Annotated in this window: 16 protein-coding genes; 10 read left to right on the forward strand and 6 right to left on the reverse strand. The window is 59.0% G+C overall.

Annotation, left to right across the window (positions count from 1 at the left end):
- Positions 1-37: 37 nt before the first annotated feature.
- Positions 38-268, reverse strand: a complete 231-nt coding sequence (locus AAHS21_RS16645) for an MbtH family protein (RefSeq protein ID WP_025735785.1) — start codon at positions 266-268, stop codon at positions 38-40.
- A gap of 1,039 nt (positions 269-1,307) precedes the next feature.
- Between AAHS21_RS16645 and AAHS21_RS16650 the strand changes: the two genes are divergently transcribed.
- From AAHS21_RS16650 to AAHS21_RS16660, 3 genes are read left to right on the forward strand one after another with little or no spacing between them, the layout of a single operon-like run.
- Positions 1,308-1,718 (forward strand): MmpS family protein, encoded by a 411-nt coding sequence (locus tag AAHS21_RS16650; RefSeq protein ID WP_096291064.1) that lies wholly within the window; start codon positions 1,308-1,310, stop codon positions 1,716-1,718.
- Positions 1,715-4,609, forward strand: a complete 2,895-nt coding sequence (locus tag AAHS21_RS16655) for an RND family transporter (protein WP_342928702.1) — start codon at positions 1,715-1,717, stop codon at positions 4,607-4,609. The genes AAHS21_RS16650 and AAHS21_RS16655 overlap by 4 nt, the downstream gene beginning before the upstream one ends.
- A 7-nt stretch (positions 4,610-4,616) precedes the next feature.
- A complete protein-coding gene (locus AAHS21_RS16660; RefSeq protein ID WP_342928703.1) occupies positions 4,617-7,553 on the forward strand; it encodes an RND family transporter in 2,937 nt (978 codons plus the stop codon).
- Here the strand turns inward: AAHS21_RS16660 and AAHS21_RS16665 are convergent.
- Positions 7,550-7,717, reverse strand: coding sequence for a hypothetical protein (locus AAHS21_RS16665; RefSeq protein ID WP_342928704.1), 168 nt, complete (start codon positions 7,715-7,717; stop codon positions 7,550-7,552). The two genes, AAHS21_RS16660 and AAHS21_RS16665, sit on opposite strands and share 4 nt — an antisense overlap.
- A 15-nt stretch (positions 7,718-7,732) precedes the next feature.
- On the opposite strand from AAHS21_RS16665, the gene AAHS21_RS16670 reads away from it, so the two are divergent.
- From AAHS21_RS16670 to AAHS21_RS16685, 4 genes are read left to right on the forward strand one after another with little or no spacing between them, the layout of a single operon-like run.
- Positions 7,733-8,680 (forward strand): ATP-binding cassette domain-containing protein, encoded by a 948-nt coding sequence (locus AAHS21_RS16670; protein WP_342928705.1) that lies wholly within the window; start codon positions 7,733-7,735, stop codon positions 8,678-8,680.
- Entirely contained in the window at positions 8,677-9,420 is a 744-nt protein-coding gene (locus tag AAHS21_RS16675) for an ABC transporter permease (protein WP_342928706.1), read from the forward strand. The genes AAHS21_RS16670 and AAHS21_RS16675 overlap by 4 nt, the downstream gene beginning before the upstream one ends.
- Complete coding sequence (locus AAHS21_RS16680) at positions 9,417-10,208, forward strand: ABC transporter permease (RefSeq protein WP_342928707.1); 792 nt, start codon at positions 9,417-9,419, stop codon at positions 10,206-10,208. Before AAHS21_RS16675 ends, AAHS21_RS16680 begins: the two co-directional genes overlap by 4 nt.
- Positions 10,205-11,137 carry a glycosyltransferase gene (locus AAHS21_RS16685; RefSeq protein WP_342928708.1) on the forward strand — a complete coding sequence of 311 codons (933 nt, stop codon included), beginning with the start codon at positions 10,205-10,207 and terminating at the stop codon, positions 11,135-11,137. Before AAHS21_RS16680 ends, AAHS21_RS16685 begins: the two co-directional genes overlap by 4 nt.
- Here the strand turns inward: AAHS21_RS16685 and AAHS21_RS16690 are convergent.
- Genes AAHS21_RS16690 through gmd form a run of 4 tightly spaced genes read right to left on the reverse strand, consistent with a single transcriptional unit; the run spans position 11,134 to position 14,711 of the window.
- Positions 11,134-11,877: a glycosyltransferase family 2 protein gene (locus AAHS21_RS16690; protein WP_342928728.1), complete on the reverse strand. Its 744-nt coding sequence runs from the start codon at positions 11,875-11,877 to the stop codon at positions 11,134-11,136. The two genes, AAHS21_RS16685 and AAHS21_RS16690, sit on opposite strands and share 4 nt — an antisense overlap.
- Before the next feature lie 59 nt (positions 11,878-11,936).
- Positions 11,937-12,668: an FkbM family methyltransferase gene (locus AAHS21_RS16695; protein WP_342928709.1), complete on the reverse strand. Its 732-nt coding sequence runs from the start codon at positions 12,666-12,668 to the stop codon at positions 11,937-11,939.
- Between the two features lie 49 nt (positions 12,669-12,717).
- On the reverse strand, positions 12,718-13,692 hold the full coding sequence (locus AAHS21_RS16700; protein WP_342928729.1) for a GDP-L-fucose synthase: 975 nt from the start codon (positions 13,690-13,692) through the stop codon (positions 12,718-12,720).
- Positions 13,689-14,711: a GDP-mannose 4,6-dehydratase gene (gene gmd / locus AAHS21_RS16705; protein WP_342928710.1), complete on the reverse strand. Its 1,023-nt coding sequence runs from the start codon at positions 14,709-14,711 to the stop codon at positions 13,689-13,691. Before gmd ends, AAHS21_RS16700 begins: the two co-directional genes overlap by 4 nt.
- Positions 14,712-15,291: 580 nt before the next feature.
- Here gmd and AAHS21_RS16710 point away from each other — a divergent pair.
- From AAHS21_RS16710 to AAHS21_RS16720, 3 genes are all read left to right on the forward strand, one after another.
- A complete protein-coding gene (locus tag AAHS21_RS16710; RefSeq protein WP_342928711.1) occupies positions 15,292-16,236 on the forward strand; it encodes a class I SAM-dependent methyltransferase in 945 nt (314 codons plus the stop codon).
- 72 nt (positions 16,237-16,308) lie between these two features.
- A complete protein-coding gene (locus AAHS21_RS16715; RefSeq protein WP_342928712.1) occupies positions 16,309-17,277 on the forward strand; it encodes a methyltransferase type 11 in 969 nt (322 codons plus the stop codon).
- 520 nt (positions 17,278-17,797) lie between these two features.
- Positions 17,798-19,481, forward strand: a 1,684-nt coding sequence (locus AAHS21_RS16720) for an HAD-IIIC family phosphatase (RefSeq protein WP_342928713.1), incomplete at its 3' end; no start/stop codon positions are given.

The raw sequence follows: 19,481 nt of genomic DNA on the forward strand, positions 1-19,481 counted from the left end.
CCCCAAGGCTCCACCCGAGTCCCCATACCCAGGCGGTTTACTTATCAAAACTCCGACCCGCTGCCAGCCGCTCGCGCAGACTCTTCGGCCGGATATCCGGCCAGTTCTGCTCGATGTACTCGAGACACGCCGCACGGTCCGCCTCGCCGTATACCACCCGCCATCCAGCGGGAACATCGGCGAAGGTCGGCCACAGGCTGTGTTGCTCCTCGTCATTGACCAACACGAAAAAACTGCCATTATCGTCGTCGAACGGATTGGTGCTCACAGTTCTCCAGGCGTTCTCTCGATATAGGTGGGATCGTTCCAAACCATACTGGAGGCCTACAGGCTCGGTCGGAGGTTTCGACAAAGTTCCTGGTGTGATCTGTTAAGCACTCGCGGCACCTGTCGGCAATTCGGTGCCAGGCGCAACGCTCCGACGTTGGCGCCTTGAAGTGCAGTGACCTGCAGCGACGGTACGGGCTGTCTGCCGACCGCCAAGAGTACGTTACCTACGGGTAGAAAACGACCAAGTTACGCTCTCGTTGCTCGTTAGTTGCCGCACCGAAATACCGTCGCGCGGCCGCGGCGGTGGACCCGCAGATCAGAGCGGAATCGGCGGCGGGCCGGCCACAGCAAATACTGACACGGCGTGGTAGCTGCCAGCGCCCCCGACCGTTGACATGGCGCGACTACACCGTTTCGCTTTGCCGCTCGTCCGGATCACCCGCTGCTGATCCGGACGACGACAAATCGCACGCTCAGGCCCCTATGCACGCCGCTTGGACTTCGTTAGCCGGCTACGCGCCGACGTTTGGCGGATCGACACTTCTGCGCGAGATCGCACCAGAATGTAATATGTATCACCATTGCTCGGGACAATGACGCATACAACACCCGCTCCGCCGGGGTATTCCGCGCATTGCTACCGTGCACCTGCCCATCCGTGCGAGTAACGATCCCGTACCGGGTTACGAAAGATCTGATGTCGAGGGCAACGGCATGGTTTACTCATCAAGATCTGGTCGCACTCGCCGAACGCCGCTCGTTTGAGCTGACCGCCGCAGGTCTGGCGTGGTGCGATCGAGGTTTGGGTAGTGTCCGAGCGGTGAGGTACGCGAGTCCGTGAACGGGTTGAAGGGGGTGCGGTGGTCGAGCATGACGTTCGAGCCCGGTCCGACGTCGCCACCGAAGGTAGCCAGGGCGTGAGCCAGCCCCCCGGCCGCTTCGGGAGGTTCGGTCGTCAGTCCGGATCCCAACCGACCAATGGTGCCCGCAAGGAAAAGCGGGGCGCGGGGGCTGGGGCGCTCAAGCTTCTTGGGCGGCTGTGGATTCCGCTGCTGATCGTTGCGGTGCTCACTGCCGGTGGGTTCACCGTGTCGCGGTTGCACGGGATATTCGGTTCCGAGAAGCGCCAGTCCTACGCCGACTCCCGAGTCAAAGACAGCAAGCCGTTCAACCCCAAGCATCTGAAGTACGAAGTGTTCGGCGCGCCGGGGACCGTCGCCGACATCAGCTATTTCGACGTCAACGCCGACCCGCAACACATCAACGGCGTCACCCTGCCGTGGTCGATGGATCTGTCGACCACACTGCCGTCCATCGTGGGAAACGTGGTGGCACAAGGAGATACCGACACCATCGGTTGCCGCATCATCGTTGATGGCACCGTCAAGTCCGAGAAGGTCTCACATGAGGTGAACGCCTTCACGTACTGCGTGCTGACGGCGGCATGAGCGACGAGAACATTGGCACGGAGCAGCCCACGCGAGGCTTCATCGCGCGGTCAATCCACCGGTTTTCATTCCTCATCATCCTGGGGTGGCTGGGTCTGGCCGTCTTCTTCACCGTCGGCGTCCCCCCGCTAGAGGTTGTCGAGCAAGGACATTCGGTATCGCTGAACCCGGTCGACGCGCCGTCGTTCAAGGCGATGGCGAGGCTTGGACAGGATTTCAAGGAATCCAATTCCGGCGCCCTGGCGATGATCGTTCTCGAGGGAGACCAACCGCTGGGCCACGATGCGCACCAGTATTACGACGAATTGGTCCGCCGGCTCGAGGCCGACAAAAAGCATGTCCAGCATGTCCAGAATTTCTGGGGAGATCCGGTCACGGCGGCCGCCGCGCAAAGTATCGACGGTAAGGCCGCGTATGTGCAGCTGAACCTCGGTGGCCTGCAGGGCGCATCCGCGGGAGACGAATCCGTAGCCGCCATCCGTGGCATCGTCGCGGGATTGAAGGCACCGCCAGGGCTGAAGGTCTACGTCACCGGTCCGGCCGCGACCGTCGCTGATATGAATAAGGCGGGTCAGGAGACGGTCACGACCGTCACCCTGGCCAGCCTTTCCGTCATTTTCATTATGTTGCTGCTCGTCTATCGTTCGATCTTTACTGTCATTCTCTTGTTGCTGATGGTCGGGCTGCAATTGACAGTGGCTCGTGGAATGGTGGCATTTCTCGCCTATCACGGGTTTATCGGTCTCACCACTTTCGCCGTCAACCTGCTGGTGGCCGCGGTCATTGCCACGGGAACTGACTACGGGATCTTCTTTGTCGGCCGATATCAGGAGGCACGGCAGGCCGGCGAAGACAAGGAAACCGCTTTCTACACCACTTTCAGCAGCGTCGCCAAGGTCGTGTTGGCTTCAGGGCTCACAATCGCGGGTGCCGTTCTTTGTCTGAGTTTTACCCGGCTCCCCTATTTCCAGCCACTGGGCCTGCCCAACGCGACCGGTATCGCCATCGCCGTCCTGGTTGCGCTAACGCTCGGGCCGGCGCTTATCGCTGCAGGAGCCCGTTTCGGACTGTTCGAGCCAAAACGGAAGCTACAGGTACGCGGGTGGCGGAGAATTGGTACGGCAATTGTTCGGTGGCCCGTGCCGATTTTCATCGCCACATTGGCCGTCGCCCTGGTCGGGCTGCTCACTCTTCCGGGATATAACCCGAGCTACGACGACCAGAAATTCATCCCCGAGGATATCCCCGCCAGCGTCGGAAACGCGGCCGCAGGCCGACATTTCCCCGAATCGCGCATGATGATGCCGGAAATCCTGCTGGTCGAAGCCGACCACGACCTGCGCAATCCTACGGACATGCTGGTGTTGAACCAATTGGCCAAGGGAATTCTCGCTGTCCCGGGCGTTTCCACGGTGCAGAGCGTGACGCGGCCCGAGGGAACTCCGCTCGCGCACACCAGTATTCCGTACATCATGAGCATGTCGCAGTCGAACCAGATGACGAACATGGCGTTCCAAAAAGACCGCATGAACGACATGATGAAGCAGGCCGAAGTAATGGGCGAAATGATCAAGCTAATGGAGCACATGCTGGGCCTGATGAAAGAGCTCACCGCCACGACCCACGACATGGTTGCCCGGACGCATGATATTCAGATAACGACCGCGGAGTTGCGCGACCGGGTCTCGAATTTCGAGGATTTCTTCAGACCGCTCCGTAGTTATTTCTACTGGGAAAAGCATTGCTATGACATTCCCGTCTGTTATGCGATTAGATCCGTGTTCGACGCGGTCGATGGCGTCGACGAGGTCAATGACAAATTCACCGAATTGGTGGCAGACCTCGATAAGCTAGATGTGCTTTTGCCGCAGATTCTGATACAGATCCCGCAAATGATCGAAACCATGCAGAGCATGCGAACCATGATGCTGACCATGCACAGCACCATGGAAGGAACTCTCGGTCAGATGGAGGTGAACGGCGGCCAAAACCCGAATGCCATGGGGCAGGCATTCGACACCTCCAAGAATGACGACAGTTTCTACATTCCGCCGAGCATTATCGACGGATCCGATACTTTCAAGCGGGTCATGAAGATCTTCCTGTCTCCGGACGGCAAGAGCGCCCGCATGCTGATTGCGCAAAAGGGCGACCCGGCAACGCCCGAGGGCCTCTCCCGGGTCGAACCAATCAGAACGGCCGCCGAGGAGGCGCTGAAGGGAACCCCGCTGGAAGACGCGAAGGTTTATCTGACCGGAACCGCAGCAGTGGTCAAGGACTTGGTCGAGGGTGCCCAATACGATCTCTTGATCGCCGGCGTCGCCGCGCTCTGCCTCATTTTCATCATCATGCTGATCATGACGCGGAGTTTTCTCGCCGCGCTGGTCATCGTCGGCACGGTTTTGATATCGCTGGGCGCGTCTTTCGGAATGTCCATCCTGGTCTGGCAGTACTTGCTGGGACTGCAGATTCACTGGACTGTTCTGTCCATGTCAGTGATCGTGCTGTTGGCGGTGGGCTCTGACTACAACCTGCTGCTGGTATCCCGGATGAAAGAAGAATTGGCCGCCGGCATCCACACCGGCATCATCCGCGCCATGGCGGGCACCGGGAAGGTCGTCACTAATGCGGGCCTGGTTTTCGCGTTCACGATGGCGTCCATGGCGGTCAGCGACCTGCGCAGCATCGCCCAGTTGGGAACCACGATCGGGATGGGTCTGCTCTTCGACACCCTGGTGGTTCGTGCCTTCATGACACCGGCGGTCGCGGCGATGCTGGGCCGCTGGTTCTGGTGGCCGCAACAGGTGCGCACCCGGCCCGCAAGCCAAATGCTGCGCCCCTTGGGGCCTCGCCCGTTGGTGCGTTCGTTGTTGCTGAAAGAGACGCGGTGAGGCCGGCATGACCACGGAACCGATCGCCACCCAAGACGCCGATACTCCCGTCCAGAAGCCGTTCTTCGCGCGGACGCTCCGCAATCTTTCGGTGCTGTTCATCCTTGGATGGGTGGCGCTGACGCTGCTCGTCACGTTCGCGGTTCCGTCGCTGGAGCGGGTGGGCCGGGAGCACTCGGTGCCCTTGGCGCCGCAAGACGCGCCGGCCGTGCAGGCCATGATGCGGATGGGCAAGGTCTTCAAGGAGTCCGACTCCGATAGCTTCGTGATGCTCGTGATCGAAGGGCAGAACGAGCTCGGCGACAACGCGCACAAGTACTACGACAAGTTGATGCGGTTGTTGAAGGCCGACACGAAACATGTTGAGCACGTACAGGATCTGTGGGGCGACCGGCTCACCGCGGCGGGTGCGCAAAGCGCCGACGGTAAGGCCGTTTACGTCCAGATGAATCTGGCCGGCAACCAGGGCACGACGCAAGGCCAGGACTCCATCGCCGCCGTCCGGGACATCATCGCGAAAAATCCGCCCCCTCCCGGCATCAAGGCGTATGTCACTGGTCCGTCAGCGCTGTTCTCGGACATGCAGGAGGCCGGTGACCGATCGATTCTGAAGATGACCGCGGTCGGCGCGGCGATCATTTTCGTGGTGCTGCTGTTCGTCTACCGGTCGATCATCACGGTGATCCTGTTGTTGATCACGGTTGGGGTCGAGGTACTAGCAGCTCGCGGAATCGTCGCGTTTCTAGGCGATCACAGCCTCGTCCAGCTGTCGACATTCGCGGTCAACCTGTTGGTCGCCCTCGCGATGGCGGCCGGAACCGACTACGGGATCTTCTTCTTCGGCCGCTATCAAGAGTCGCGCCAGGCCGGCGAGGATCGAGAAACCGCTTACTACAACACGTTTCGCGGGGTCGTCCCCGTTGTTTTGGGTTCCGGCCTGACGATCGCCGGCGCCATGTTGTGCCTGAGCTTCACCCGCATGCCCATCTTCCAGACCATGGGCGTGCCATGCGCCATCGGCCTGGTCATTTCCGTCGTGATCGCGCTGACGTTGGTTCCGGCAGTGCTGACCATCGGCGGCCGCTTCGGGTTGCTCGATCCCACCCGGGCCATCCGCTTCGGTCGGTGGCGGCGGATCGGCACGGCAATTGTCCGCTGGCCGGTGCCCATCCTGGTCGCGACCATCGCGGTCGCGTTGGTCGGTTTGGTCACGCTGCCCGGCTATCAGACCAGCTACAACAACCGGCTCTATATGCCCGACGATATTCCGGCAAACATCGGCTATGCGGCCGCCGACCGTCACTTTTCCCAAGCGCGGATGCTGCCCGAAATTCTGATGATTGAATCCGACCACGATATGCGCAACCCGGCCGACTTCATCGTTCTGCACCGGCTTGCCCGGGCGATCTTCAAAGTCCCCGGAATTGCCCGGGTTCAGGGCATAACCAGGCCCGAGGGCACGCCGATCGAGCACACCTCGATCCCCTTCATGCTGGCCATGCAAAACTCGGCCCAGACGCAAAACATCAAGTACATGAAGGCTCGCATGGATGACTTGCTCGAGCAGGTCCACATGATGGACATCCAGATGGCCTCGATAAAGCGGATTTACGAATTCCAGAAGGAACTTACTAGGCTTACTCACGAGTCAATCACGAAGACTTACGAGATGACCGATCTCTTGCACGATTTGAGAGATCGCTTCGCCGACTTTGAAGATTTCCTCAGACCGATCAAAAGCTATTTCTACTGGGAAAAGCATTGCTACGATATCCCTATTTGTTTTTCGTTGCGGTCTATCTTCGATACGCTTGACGGAATCGACGAGCTGAGCGACAAACTCGGCGATCTGCTGATTGACCTACACAAAATGGATGTGCTGCTGCCGCAGCTGCTCGAGCAGTACCCGCAATTGATTGCATCCTTGCAGTTCTTCAAGACGACCACGCTGACAATGCACAGCACCATGAGCGGGATCATCGGCCAGGTTGACGTCGACAATAAGGACGCCACCACCATGGGCCAGGCGTTCGACAACTCCAGGAACGATGATTCCTTCTATCTGCCGCCCGAGATTTTCAAGAACGCGGATTTCCAGAAGGCGATGAATCAATTCTTGTCACCTGACGGGAAGGCAGCCCGGTTCATCATTTCCCACAAAGGTGATCCAGCGACGCCGGAAAGCGTGGACCGGGTCGACAAGATCAAGACGGCGGCCGAAGAAGCCCTCAAGACGACGCCGCTGGAAGACGCCAAGATCTATCTCGCCGGCACCGCGTCGACCTTTAAGGACTTCAAAGACGGCTCGAAATTCGATCTTTTGATCGCGGGAATTGGCGCGCTCTGCCTGATTTTCACGATCATGCTGATCATCACCCGCAGTTTTGTGGCCGCGTTGGTCATCGTGGGTACGGTAGCTCTATCGCTGGGATCGTCGTTCGGGCTTTCGGTGCTGATCTGGCAGTACATTTTGGGCATCAAGCTGTACTGGATGGTTCTGCCAATGTCGGTGATCGTGCTGCTGGCGGTGGGATCCGACTACAACTTGCTGCTGGTATCCCGCATGAAAGAAGAAATTGGCGCCGGTATCAACACGGGCATCATTCGGGCAATGGGTGGTACCGGCAAGGTCGTCACCAACGCCGGTCTGGTGTTCGCTTTCACGATGGCGTCGATGGCGTCCAGCGATTTGCGGATCATCGGTCAGGTCGGTACGACCATCGGTCTGGGCCTGATGTTCGACACCCTGATTGTGCGCTCGTTCATGACACCGACTATTGCCACACTCCTTGGGCGCTGGTTCTGGTGGCCGCAAATAGTCCGACCGCGCCCGTCCAGTCAGATGTTGCGGCCCGAAGGTTCGCGTCCGCTGGTGCGCGCTTTGCTGGGCCGCCAATTCCCCGACGACGCACCTACCGCCGAGATCCCCAGGCAATCGGTCTAGATGCGCCCGGCGGCGATCAGCGAAACGACGAATACCGGCGCGAGAGCGCTCTTTCCGTTAAGTGCGCCGACGGACGTGCGCGTGCTTGCCAATAGTGTTGACAGAAAAGTAATCAGATCCTCGTCGGCTGCCGTCGATACGGCCAACACGCCGGCACCCACCATGGAATACTCCCTAAGGTGAGTTCACTGGCGATCGAAGTTGACGGTCTCACTAAGACATTCGGGCGGAAGACGTCCGCTCTGAGCGGCGTCAGCTTCTCGGTTCCGGCCGGCACAGTATGCGGTTTGCTCGGACACAACGGCGCGGGCAAGACAACAACGATCAACATTTTGTCCACGCTGATTCCGCCGACTTCGGGCCGCGCCGTTGTCGCCGGATACGACATCGCTCGTCACCCTGCCGAAGTGCGTGCCAGCATCGCGACGACTGGGCAATTCATCAGTCTCGACCCGCTCCTCACTGGCCGGGAGAACCTCGTGCTATTCGGGAGGTTAAGAGGCTTGAGTCGCCGCCAAGCCAAGGCTCGCGCGGAAGAGCTGATCGAACGGTTCAACATGGTCGCAGCCGCGGACCGGGGTGTGGCCACCTATTCCGGAGGCATGCAGCGGCGCGTTGATCTGGCGTCTGCGCTGATGGTTCTGCCAGAAGTGCTTTTTCTCGACGAGCCGACCGCCGGGCTTGACCCGCGTAGCCGCCGCGACGTCTGGGGACTCGTGAGTTCTTTAGCCGCGCAAGGCATCACGATCCTGCTGACCACGCAGTACCTGGAGGAGGCGGATCTGCTGAGCGACTCGATCGTCGTCATCGACCACGGGCTGGTGATCGCCAGCGGCACGGCGGAAGACCTCAAGCGCCGAGTCGGGGCGAGCTATTGCCAAGTGAGCCCGGCCAATCCGGCCGACTTGCCGCAAGTCGCCGCGGCGCTGATGGGGCTCGATGGGGTCGATGTCGACGGCGACACAAACTCGGTGTCCGTAGTCGCCCCCGGTGGGGTTGCCACGCTGGCCGATGTGTTTCGCCGCGTCGATGCTCTGGGCATCGAACTTGCCGACATTTCGCTTCGCAAACCCTCACTGGATGAGGCGTTCCTGCATATCACCGAGCGCGCCGTCGCCCCATCATGAGCGCGCTGGCCGCCCTCACCGAACGTTCGCTGATGTCGTCGGCGCGCGACGGCGAGATGATCTTCGAGATCGTTTCACCGGTAGGCTATTTGGCGGGCTTCAGCGTGGCGCTGCACGGCCTCATCGACACCGGCCGCGTGAGTTATTCGCAGTATCTGGTTCCGGCCGTTGTTGCCCAGTCGATGATTTTCGTTGGACTGCTCACCGCGGACCGCGCGGTGCGCGACCGTTTGACCGGGCTCGGCGAGCGGTTGCGGACGCTGCCGATCACCGCCGCAGCCCCGGTGACCGCCCGCATGGCTGCCACGATGGTCCGGGCCTCGCTGGCACTTTCGGTTTCGATGGGCGCCGGCTTCGCGTTCGGGTTCCGAATGACCGGCGGATTGCTCTACGCGATAGCGTTCGTCCTCATCTCATTGCTGTTGTGCTTGGCAGTCGGTCTCGGCGCCGACGCGTTGGGATCCAGTTCGAAAAGTCTGCAGGGAGCCAGCTACGCCCTGTTCGTACCGCAGCTGCTGTTGTTCATGTTGTCCACTGGGATCGCCCCCGAAAAAACGTTTCCGGGTTGGTTACGTCCCTTAGTGCGCAACCAACCCGTGTCGCAGGTCGCCGAAACGCTCCGCGGGCTCGGCAGTGGGTACTTGGTGATGAGCAACCTGCTGACCAGCTTGGCCTGGTGTATGGGAATGGTGCTGGTTTTCGGCGCGATAACGCTCCGCATGCAGAGGCGCGGTTTATGACCTCGCAATCCACGCACCACGGCTCGTTGCTCGTCGAGAGTTGGTTGGAGGCTGGGCGGCACCTGATCCGTTGGCGCCGTGACCGAGCGGTGCTGATGGGTTCACTTCTGTTTCCCATTTTCCTGTTGCTCCTCTACCAAATCGTGTTGGGCGAGCAGCTGCACCGAGCGACCGGGGTAGACAGTATTTACGGCCTGGTCCCGTTCTGCGCGGTGCTATCCGCGCTGTTCGGTTCCCTCGGGAACGCGGTCGGCATCACGATGGACCGCCAGGCGGGGCTGCTCACTCGGATGTGGGTGCTCCCGGTGCACCGGGCAAGCGCGCTCACCGGTCGACTCGTTGCGGAAGCTACGCGCGCGCTCGTGGGTACACTGCTGATCACATTGCTCGGGGTGTTCCTGGGCCTGCGCTTCACTCACGGCTGGGCCACGGTGCTGCTATACGTTCTGATCCCATCGATCATGGTCGTCGGATATACAACGCTGCTGATGGCGCTGGTCATTCGGACAAATGGCCGCACCATCATGACCTGGCTGGTGGGCGGCACCGTCACGCTGGCCTTCGTTAACCCTGCAACTACTCCAGTACAGTCTTTCCCGAAGGCGCTTCAGCCGTGGATCCACATTCAACCGCTATCGCCGCCCATTGAGACGATGCGATCGCTAGCTTACGGCGGCCCGATTGTATTGCCGCTGGCCATGACCTTCCTCTGGGCAATTGTGCTGGTGGCGGTCTTCGCTCCGCTCGCCATACGCGGTTATCGGCGCGCGGCAGAGTCCAGCGCGTGACACTCGTCTCGGTGTGTGTGCCTATGTACAACAACGGCGCGACCATCGAGCGCTGTCTGCGCAGCATCCTGGAACAGGATGGCGTCGAGTTCGAGATCGTGGTGGTTGACGACCAGTCGACCGATGGCGGTGCGGAACTTGTCGCATCGCTGCTGCGGCCGGGAGACCGGCTGGTACGCAACGAGACGCGTCTCGGCCTCAACGAAAACCACAACAGCTGTCTGAAACTCGCGCGCGGCGACTTCATCCAGTTCGTCCACGGAGACGACTGGCTGCTTCCGGGAGGCCTGCAGACACTCACCCGGTGCTTCGACGATCCCTCCGTCGGACTCGCGTTCGCGCCGCGGCGGGTCGTTACCGCCAACATTCCGTCGGGATCACGGCAGGGCGTGCCGAGCACGCTGCACAATCATTTTGCGAAGCTGCGGGAGCGCAACACCGGGTCCTCGTTGGTTATGCAGATAGTGGGCATCTATGGCGCGAGTGCCAACTTGATCGGTGAACCGACTTGCGTGATGTTTCGCCGCCAAACGGCGATCGAGGCGGGTGGTTTCCGCAACGACATTCATCAGACAGTCGACTTGGATTTCTGGCTGCGGCTGATGCTTCGATCAACGGTGCGCTTTGTGCCACAAGAACTTTCGGTCCGATACCACACGGCGAGCACGGAGACGGCGAATATCAAGGGCGCTCATCGCCACTGGCTCGACCAGCTCCGAATCCTAACGTGGATGATCGTGGACCCGGCTGCTACCAAGGCAATTCGGGTCATTGCAATACCATGGTGGTTGGCAAGATGGTTGACGCTCCTCGTGAGCGTCACAGCGTTCGGGCCAAATCGGCAGTCGCGGTTGAAGACTCTGATGCGTGCTCCCATCGACGAGTTCGCCCGAGCGCGCCGGTTCCGCGACGGGCTTGCCCGCGTCTAGGACTCGCGTGAGGCCGTACGGCCCCACCGCAATTCCAATGTCCGCCCAGGGATCAGGCGTGCCCTGAAAACGTATAGCGAAGAATTTGGCAGCCGCTTCTTGAACTCTTTGTCTTCCTTGGCACTGACGCCCGACATGTCGTTGTACCGCGCGATCACGATATCCATGTAACGGGTGACGAGTGCCGGGTTCGAGAAGCAGCGAATATTGAAGTCCCAGTCGGCCCAGATAGGATAGCGCAGATTGAATGGGCCGATGCCGGCGAACAGCTCGCGCCGATAGAAAATTGCCTGCTGACAGATGTTCTCTTCGAATACCAAACGGTCGAGGTCGAACGCCCCCGCTTGCCGCGAAGAGTTAGAGCGCATGATCACGTCGCCGTACACCAGATCACTGTGCTCATGTTCGCCGAGGAAGGCGTTCACGCGAGCCAGGGTATCCGCGTCGTACAGGGCGTCGTCAGCTCCCAGAAAGAGCAACCAGTCCCCCGTCGCCATATCGACTCCACGGTTCATGGCATCGTATACGCCCTGGTCGGAGCGAGAATGGATGATCAGACGAGTGTCCAGCATCGGGATGAAGCTTTTCGCGATATCGACGGTTGCGTCGGTCGAGCCTCCATCGACGAGCACCACCTCGAAGTTTCTGTACGACTGGCTAACAACGCTCTCCAGGCAGGCACCCAGCGTCACAGCCACGTTGAACGTTGGAATGATGATCGAAAACGTCGGCGTAGTCATGGCGTCAGCCACGTTAACAGCGTCAGACTTCGATGCGGCGCCGTATAGGCGATCCTTGGTCACTCGTCTTCCCGGAAGAAAATCCCGTCGGCCTGTAAGAGTCGGCCGTCACGCGGATCCCGGAAACCCGGCTGCAATTCGGTCAGCGTGAAACCCAGAGAATGGGTCAGATCGAGCGCTTCGCGGATGAGCATGCCGCCGTCATACAAAGGGACGAAAGATAATTCGAGCTGGATACCGGCCACGCGTTCACTCACCAACGTTGTGGCACCGGCAAGCACCTGCCGCTCGAAACCCTGAACGTCGATTTTGAGGAAAATCGATTCATCGGGCCCTAGAAATTCCAGCGCAACGGAGTCAAGTCGTCGGATCGACACCTCTTCGACGTCAACATAATTCGCAGGTGGAAACGCGTCTTGATGTCGTTTCAGCATCGGCAGGATGGAACTGCTAGCACCGGCGTTGCCTGCGACATTTATCGAGATTGTTCCGTCGGAGTCCCCCAACGCACACTGTCGGCAATCCCACGCCGGATCCCGCGATGCGTTGCATTCCAGCAGCGAAAAAGGTCCAGATAGTGGCTCGAAGGATACAATACGTCCCTTGTACGCAGCCTTCCGGAGGTCCGCCGCATACTGTCCGGAGTTTGCACCAACATCGAAAACCGTATAAATGCGGCGCGATTCGAGTTGCTTGACGAACTGCCGCTTCCACCCGCTTTCGGAATAGGGAAACGACACTTCGAATGTGGTGTTGCGCGCGATCGATCCACCAGGGCGGAACAAACTCATCGCGTCACGCTAACACGCGACAGTCTTTGCCTGTCGCTGTCGCGGCCGTTCACTGGCGCACCGCCGCAGCGTTCGCCCGATACCACGCCACCGTTGCCTCGATACCATCCCGCAGCTCGATTCGGGGCAGCCATCCTGCCTGGCGCAAGCTCGATACATCCAGCAGTTTGCGGGGTGTCCCGTCTGGTTTCGTTGTATCCCAATGTGTTTCGCCGGTGTAGCCGACCGCTGCGGCGACCATATCGGCGATCTCGCTGATGGTGTGGTCGACCCCGGTTCCGACGTTGACGTGGATCGGACCATCGAAATGCTCCAACAAATGCAGGCATGCGCTCGCCAGATCGTCGACATGCAGCAGCTCACGCCGCGGTGTTCCGGTGCCCCAATTCGTCACGTACGGGAGACCACCAGATCTGGCCTCCTCGTACCTGCGGATGAGCGCCGGCAGCAAATGCGAATTCGAAGGGGAGAAGTTGTCTGCCGGCCCGTACAGATTGGTCGGCATCGCCGAGATCCACGCCAGGCCGTATTGACGCCTGACCGCCTGTACCTGAAGAATGCCGGCGATCTTCGCGATTGCGTAGGCATCGTTTGTCGGCTCAAGCGGGCCTGTCAGCAGCGAGCTCTCCTGGATGGGCTGCGGCGCGAATTTTGGGTATATGCATGAGGATCCGAGGAACAGCAACCGAGGTACGCGTGCGGCCAAGGCCGCATCGAGCAAATTGACCTGGATCTGCAGGTTGTCAGACAAGAAGTCGGCCGGATACGTGTCGTTGGCCATGATGCCTCCAACCCGGGCAGCCGCGTCAATGACGACGTGCGGCTTAGTCTCCAGCAGGAAGTCGAACGTCGAGGCCCTATCCTTCAGATCGAGTTCGCTGTGTGAGCGTACAACGAGGTTGGTAAACCCCTCAGATTCAAACTTCCGTAGCAACGCGGAACCGACCAGGCCGCGATGCCCGGCGACGTACACCGGCAGTGCCCGGTCGAGCGCGCCAACCGACGCTTGCGCGTTATCACTCATGTCCAACCCAAAACGGTCGGTCGGTCGATCCACGGCTGACCATCGCATTCCAGTGCCGCAATGTCCGCGTCCACCATGATCCGTGCGAGTTCGCCAGTGTGGACCGTCGCCTTCCAGCCGAGCGATTCGGCCGCCTTCGTTGCGTCGCCTATCAGCGAATCCACTTCGGTGGGGCGCAGGTAGCGGTCATCGAATTTCACATGCTTCTGCCAGTCGAGTCCGGCGTGTTCAAATGCGGCCTGGGCGAACTCCCGCACCGCGTATCCGCGACCCGTGGCCAAAACGAAGTCGTCCGGTTCGGGGGCCTGCAGCATCCGCCACATGCCCTCAACGTACTCGGGCGCGTATCCCCAGTCCCGGACCGCATCGAGATTGCCCATGTAAAGATCTGTCTGGACCCCGGCCTTAATACGAGCCACCGCTCGAGTGATCTTCCGTGTCACGAAAGTCTCACCACGCCTTGGTGATTCGTGATTAAACAAAATGCCGTTCACCGCGAACAAGCCGTAGGCTTCGCGGTAGTTGCGCGTCGCCCAGTAGGAATACACTTTCGCCGCGCCGTAAGGTGACCGCGGATAAAACGGCGTCTGCTCATCCTGTGGCGGCGGTGAGGCGCCGAACATCTCCGACGAGGACGCCTGGTAGTAGCGGCAGTCCACCCGTGAAAGGCGAACGGCCTCAAGTAGTCGGATCGACCCCATACCGGTGGTGTCGCCGGTGTGAACGGGTTCATCGAAGCTCACGCGCACGTGAGACTGCGCCGCGAGGTTGTATACCTCGTCAGGATCGATGGTGCTGAGCAAGGTGACCAGACGGGTGCCGTCGCTGAGGTCTCCGTAGTGCAAGAACAATCGTGCAGCCGGTTGATGTGGATCGATGTAAAGGTGATCGATTCGAAAGGTGTTGAACGTCGAGGCTCGGCGGATCAACCCGTGGACCTCGTATCCCTTGCGCAGCAGCAGCTCCGCAAGATATGAGCCATCCTGACCGGTGATGCCGGTAATCAGCGCTCGCTTCACCAAAGCCACACCTCTGCAAATGAATGCTCGCAAAGACACCTAAGGCTCCGCATCATCGCAGCTGTCTCACTCCTTCGTCGTGCGCAGCAGCAGGGCGTTGTCTCGGTTAATGGTAGACGGAGCAGCAACCGCCAGTTGAGTGGATCGACTGTGGTCAGTCTCCAGAGACTCGGCGCAGGTCCCCTCCCTCCACAACGAGACGCCCCGTCGGTTGATTGATTAGGAAACGATCATCCCAATCGCCCAGAAAGCTTCGATGCCTTAGCTGCTTCCGCAACGCTCGCTTTGCTTGGATTGTCATCTGCTGACTCAAACCGGGCCCTAAATTGAGTAGGGTCGAGTACCTTGAACGACACTACGGCGCACCCAAATCGAAGTCTTGGATGCCGACCACGAGCAACCGACGAACGGATGGGAGCGGTTTTGACCGACCGCGGCATGCGATTACCGCACCCCGAGCTGATGTGGGACCCACGAAGCTTGGGCTCACTAGGGCAGCGGCTATGCGATGGCCGCCACCACAACCTTTTCAAGCGGGCCCCCACCACCGCGTGGGCGCCACGAACTAAGAGCGTGGGCAATGACGGCTAAAGGTATATCTCAATGCGTTCGGAAGTATTGGGAAAAACGTAATTCAGTTCCCGGAGCGTTTTGGGATATCGACTTTCTTTTGTTCGATCAGATCTTCAGTATGCAACTTCATCACGATATTCGGGGTGATTTGCTTGAAATTGGGGCCTTATATGGCAAGAGTGCGATCGTATTAGGCTGCCACGCACGCTTGGAAGAAAAGGTCATTATTTGCGACATCTTTAACGACACAGAAGGTGATATCGAAAATATTGCGGAGAATGCACAAACTTACGGCGGCCTCTCTCGCAAAAAGTTCGAAGAGAATTATTCGCAATGGGTGGCCCGTCCGCCGGTCGTGCTCGCGGAACTATCTGAGCATCTGATTGACAGGGTTGAGGCTAAAACGCTTCGCTTTGTGCACATAGACGGCAGTCATCTGTACAACGTCGTGTGTAGAGATATTGCCGACACTCGCGGCCTCATGACGGACAATGGTGTGGTAGTAATGGACGACTTCAGGGCCATACACACACCGGGTGTGGCCGCGGCCGTGTGGGAGGCCGTATCCAATCACGGACTGATACCCATATGTATTTCTGAACAGAAATTTTATGGCGCATGGAACCCAGACACGGCACGATCGACAAGAGAGTATCTGACGCGCTGGCTTGCTTCTCAAGGAGAAGCCGTCAATTATGGGATCCAAGACGTCGCCGGGACAAGCCTTCTCATCATTCAAAATCCGCCTCCCCTTGGCGGAAAATCACAAATCGTCATCAAGATTTCGAATCCATGGACACCCATAACAATTGTCTTAGCGGTTCCGGCTTTCTGGCGTCGACACTTCGCAGCTCCCAGGCTGAGGGACGTGCTCACATATGCTTGGATACGCCACCATTTGGGAAGCCGTCCGGTCGTCACACCTAATGACCAAGACTTGTCGATTCAATGACGACATAGATGATGTCAAACCTAATGAAATTGTCTATATTTTGCTGTCCCGCCCCCTCGCAAGGACAAAACCGTGACACCAACCCCACCGGTCATCTTCATCATCTTTAATCGGACGGACACCACCCGGCAGGTCTTTGAGGTGATTCGGGCTGCGCAGCCGAGCAAACTGCTGGTAATCGCCGACGGACCTCGTGAAGACGTGCCTGGCGAGGCTGAGAAGTGCGCCGCCGCACGCGCTATCGTCGACGAAGTTGATTGGGAATGTGAAGTTTACAGGAACTTCTCGGAGACCAACATGACCATCCGTCTCCGCATATCCTCCGGGTTGGCTTGGGCCTTCGACCTTGTCGACAAAGCCGTCGTGCTCGAACACGACTGCCTACCGTCACTGTCATTCTTTCGCTACTGCGGCGAACTTCTTGAGCACTACGAAAATGATGAGCGAGTCATGATGATCTCCGGTCAGAATCATCTGTTCGGACAGGCCGAAACGGCAAATAGTTACTATTTCTCCAGATACGCGCACGTGATGTGGGGCTGGGCAACTTGGAGACGGGCCTGGAAAAAATATGATCTCAACATGACACGCTGGCCGGACATTAGAGACCGAAAACTATTCGATCAATATTTTAATAAAAGGAGAGAACGCTACTATTGGGAATCAATCTTCGAGATGATGTATGAAGGCGGTCGAATTGATACTTGGGACTATCAGTGGTTCTACAGCATGTGGGAGAACTCGGGTCTCTGCGTAACTCCCGTCCGAAACTTGGTATTAAATATTGGCATAGACGCCGAAGCAACTCACACAAACACAAAATATGATCGAATCTATTCCACGCTCGAGGCGGGAGAGATAGATACCCCCCTTGCGCACCCCGCGAATGTCCTGGCGAACTCGGACTATGACGAGCTCGAGGCAAAGCTCCGTTTTGCCTACCACACAAAAGGAATGCTGGGGTTCTTTTTCAGATTGCTCGCGGTGAAAGTGCTAATTAGGAGGGTAAGAACGCGCGCCCAGAGCCGCAAGGCCCGCTAACGGAGTTCGGCTATGCGCGGAAACCGAGCGGGCACACCTATCTGGCCCCCGGGGTGAAGTTTGTACCCAGAATCCCGACGGTGAGGCCACTTCGACCCGCATCTTGGTGAGGCGTTGGAATGCGATGTACAGCGGTTTGCCTGGTTCGCACAACGGACCCAAGTTACCCGTCCGACTCGCGGCGGCCCCAACCGTTTGCGGAGGCGCGACCCCTCAAGGCGCCGCTTGGCCCCTGCGTCAGCCTTCGTGGCTGGGATGTTTGTATTCGCGGTGCAGCGAGACCTCGATATCGGTTTAATACCTCTCGAGGTCTTCGGCACCGATCAGCTCAGGAGTCCTCCTCTTTGCGAATGTGCCGAATGCACCCCATGAGTGAGGCTATGCTGCGAGCCAAAACGACACCGGAGATAGCATGCAAGACCACGAAGCCGCCCATCCGCGTCGCGCGGGTAGTCGTTTCTCCCAGTCCCCCGGAGATCGAACGCCACCTGTACTGGGTGCAATCCGCAGACGTTGGATCATGCATGCCTTCAACCAAAGACACCGCCTTCCGGACACGCCCCGCGGGCATCGGATCCACGAGTTCCTAGCCCGTCAGGCTGGCCTTGTTCAGGCCGCAGACATGGCGGCGGCAGGAGAGTCAGTCGAGCCGATCGATATTTCTACCTACTTATTCCCCAACGACTTACAAGTGACCGATGTCCCGCTGAGAAGAATGCTGCTGATCGGCGCGTGCCTCAGCGAGGAGTACCGGAACCGTTTCCGCGAACTCGACCCCGAGCTCAAAGTCGATTACATCCCAATGAACAATCTTCAGCAGTTGCCGGCACTGGATGCGGCCCAGGTCGATAACTATCAGCTGCAGTACATCCAAATCTCGCTGCGGGAGGTGCTGACTGACCGAATCGTGCGCATTTTCGATATCGATCGAGCACAAGGTTTCCGCGCGATCCTAGAGGACTCGCGCGCCATATTGGCCGCGATGCTCGACGCTGCGATGGCTTATAACGTACAGCACGGAATACTGACACTGGTCGCCAATTTCTTTGTGCCCCAAGGTCACGCGGCGCCCAGCCTAGCCGGCATCGGAGGCGAGGCCGACCTAACTGCGTTGATCACGGAATTGAACAAGACACTCGCACAGCTGGTTCGCAACTACAAAAACACCTACTTGGCGGACGTAAACAGCCTGGCGAACTCGTACGGCAAACGCAACTTCCTCGACGACATCGTCTATTTCTACAGCCACGGCTCCGTACTCGGCAGTCATGCGGTGCTAAACGAGGAATGGGCGCAGCACGATAACTGGCCGGTGTGGTCGGCACCGAACTGCGCGCGTGTCGAGCCGGTGCCCGACCTGGCCGAGTTTTATCAGCTGCAAACGAAGCCATTCCTGAAATTGGTACTCGACCAGATCCGCTATCTACATCGCGTAGCGCAGCAAGTCGACCAGGTCAAAATTGTCATCTTTGACCTCGATAACACCTTGTGGCGCGGGCAGATCGCTGAGCATTACGAGACGGGGCGCCAGTGGCCGGACTTACACAACTGGCCGGTCGGCATGTGGGAGACGGTGCATTACCTGCGGCGGCGCGGCATCATGGTATCGCTGTGTTCGAAGAACGACGAGAGCGTGGTGCAGGACAGGTGGTCGCGCGCAGTCGGCCTGCCGTGGATCTCGTTGGACGACTTCATAGCGCCAAAGATCAATTGGGCCCCCAAACCGGACAACGTGCGGGCCATCCTGTCGGAGTTGCAGCTCACCGCCAAGAGCGCGCTGTTTGTCGACGACAATCCGGTCGAGCGCAGCGAAGTGTTGACTGGCGTGCCGGGCATCCGCGCAATTGGTAGCAACCCGTTTGTGACGCGGCGAATTCTGTTGTGGGCAGCCGAAACGCAGCGCAGCGTTATGACCGATGAATCGATGAAACGCGAGTCCTCCTATCGGGGCATCCTTGCAAGCAATGCGGAGATGGCGTCGATGGATCGCGAGTCTTTCTTGAAAAATCTGCAAGTTCGCAGCCAACTCGATCGCATCACCGAGATCGACTCGCCGCTGTTGCCGCGTGTTTTGGAACTAGCGAACAAGACAACGCAATTCAACACGACTGAAACGCCCTGGTTCTGCCGGAGGCTCGGGCTATTGGATTTCGACCAGGGGTTGGTCGGTCCGTTGTGCATCGTAGAACGCTGCTTCGAACTCA

The sequence above is a fragment of the Mycobacterium sp. 050272 genome, from assembly GCF_039023525.1.
Taxonomy (GTDB): Bacteria; Actinomycetota; Actinomycetes; order Mycobacteriales; family Mycobacteriaceae; genus Mycobacterium.

What these genes read in the sequence shown, in the direction of transcription:
- AAHS21_RS16680 (WP_342928707.1), top strand. Translation starts at nt 9,417, where the DNA reads ATGACCTCGCAATCCACGCACCACGGCTCGTTGCTCGTCGAGAGTTGG.
- AAHS21_RS16700 (WP_342928729.1), bottom strand. Translation starts at nt 13,692, where the DNA reads ATGAGTGATAACGCGCAAGCGTCGGTTGGCGCGCTCGACCGGGCACTG.
- AAHS21_RS16665 (WP_342928704.1), bottom strand. Translation starts at nt 7,717, where the DNA reads ATGGTGGGTGCCGGCGTGTTGGCCGTATCGACGGCAGCCGACGAGGAT.
- AAHS21_RS16655 (WP_342928702.1), top strand. Translation starts at nt 1,715, where the DNA reads ATGAGCGACGAGAACATTGGCACGGAGCAGCCCACGCGAGGCTTCATC.
- AAHS21_RS16690 (WP_342928728.1), bottom strand. Translation starts at nt 11,877, where the DNA reads ATGACTACGCCGACGTTTTCGATCATCATTCCAACGTTCAACGTGGCT.
- AAHS21_RS16660 (WP_342928703.1), top strand. Translation starts at nt 4,617, where the DNA reads ATGACCACGGAACCGATCGCCACCCAAGACGCCGATACTCCCGTCCAG.
- AAHS21_RS16710 (WP_342928711.1), top strand. Translation starts at nt 15,292, where the DNA reads ATGACGGCTAAAGGTATATCTCAATGCGTTCGGAAGTATTGGGAAAAA.
- AAHS21_RS16675 (WP_342928706.1), top strand. Translation starts at nt 8,677, where the DNA reads ATGAGCGCGCTGGCCGCCCTCACCGAACGTTCGCTGATGTCGTCGGCG.
- AAHS21_RS16695 (WP_342928709.1), bottom strand. Translation starts at nt 12,668, where the DNA reads ATGAGTTTGTTCCGCCCTGGTGGATCGATCGCGCGCAACACCACATTC.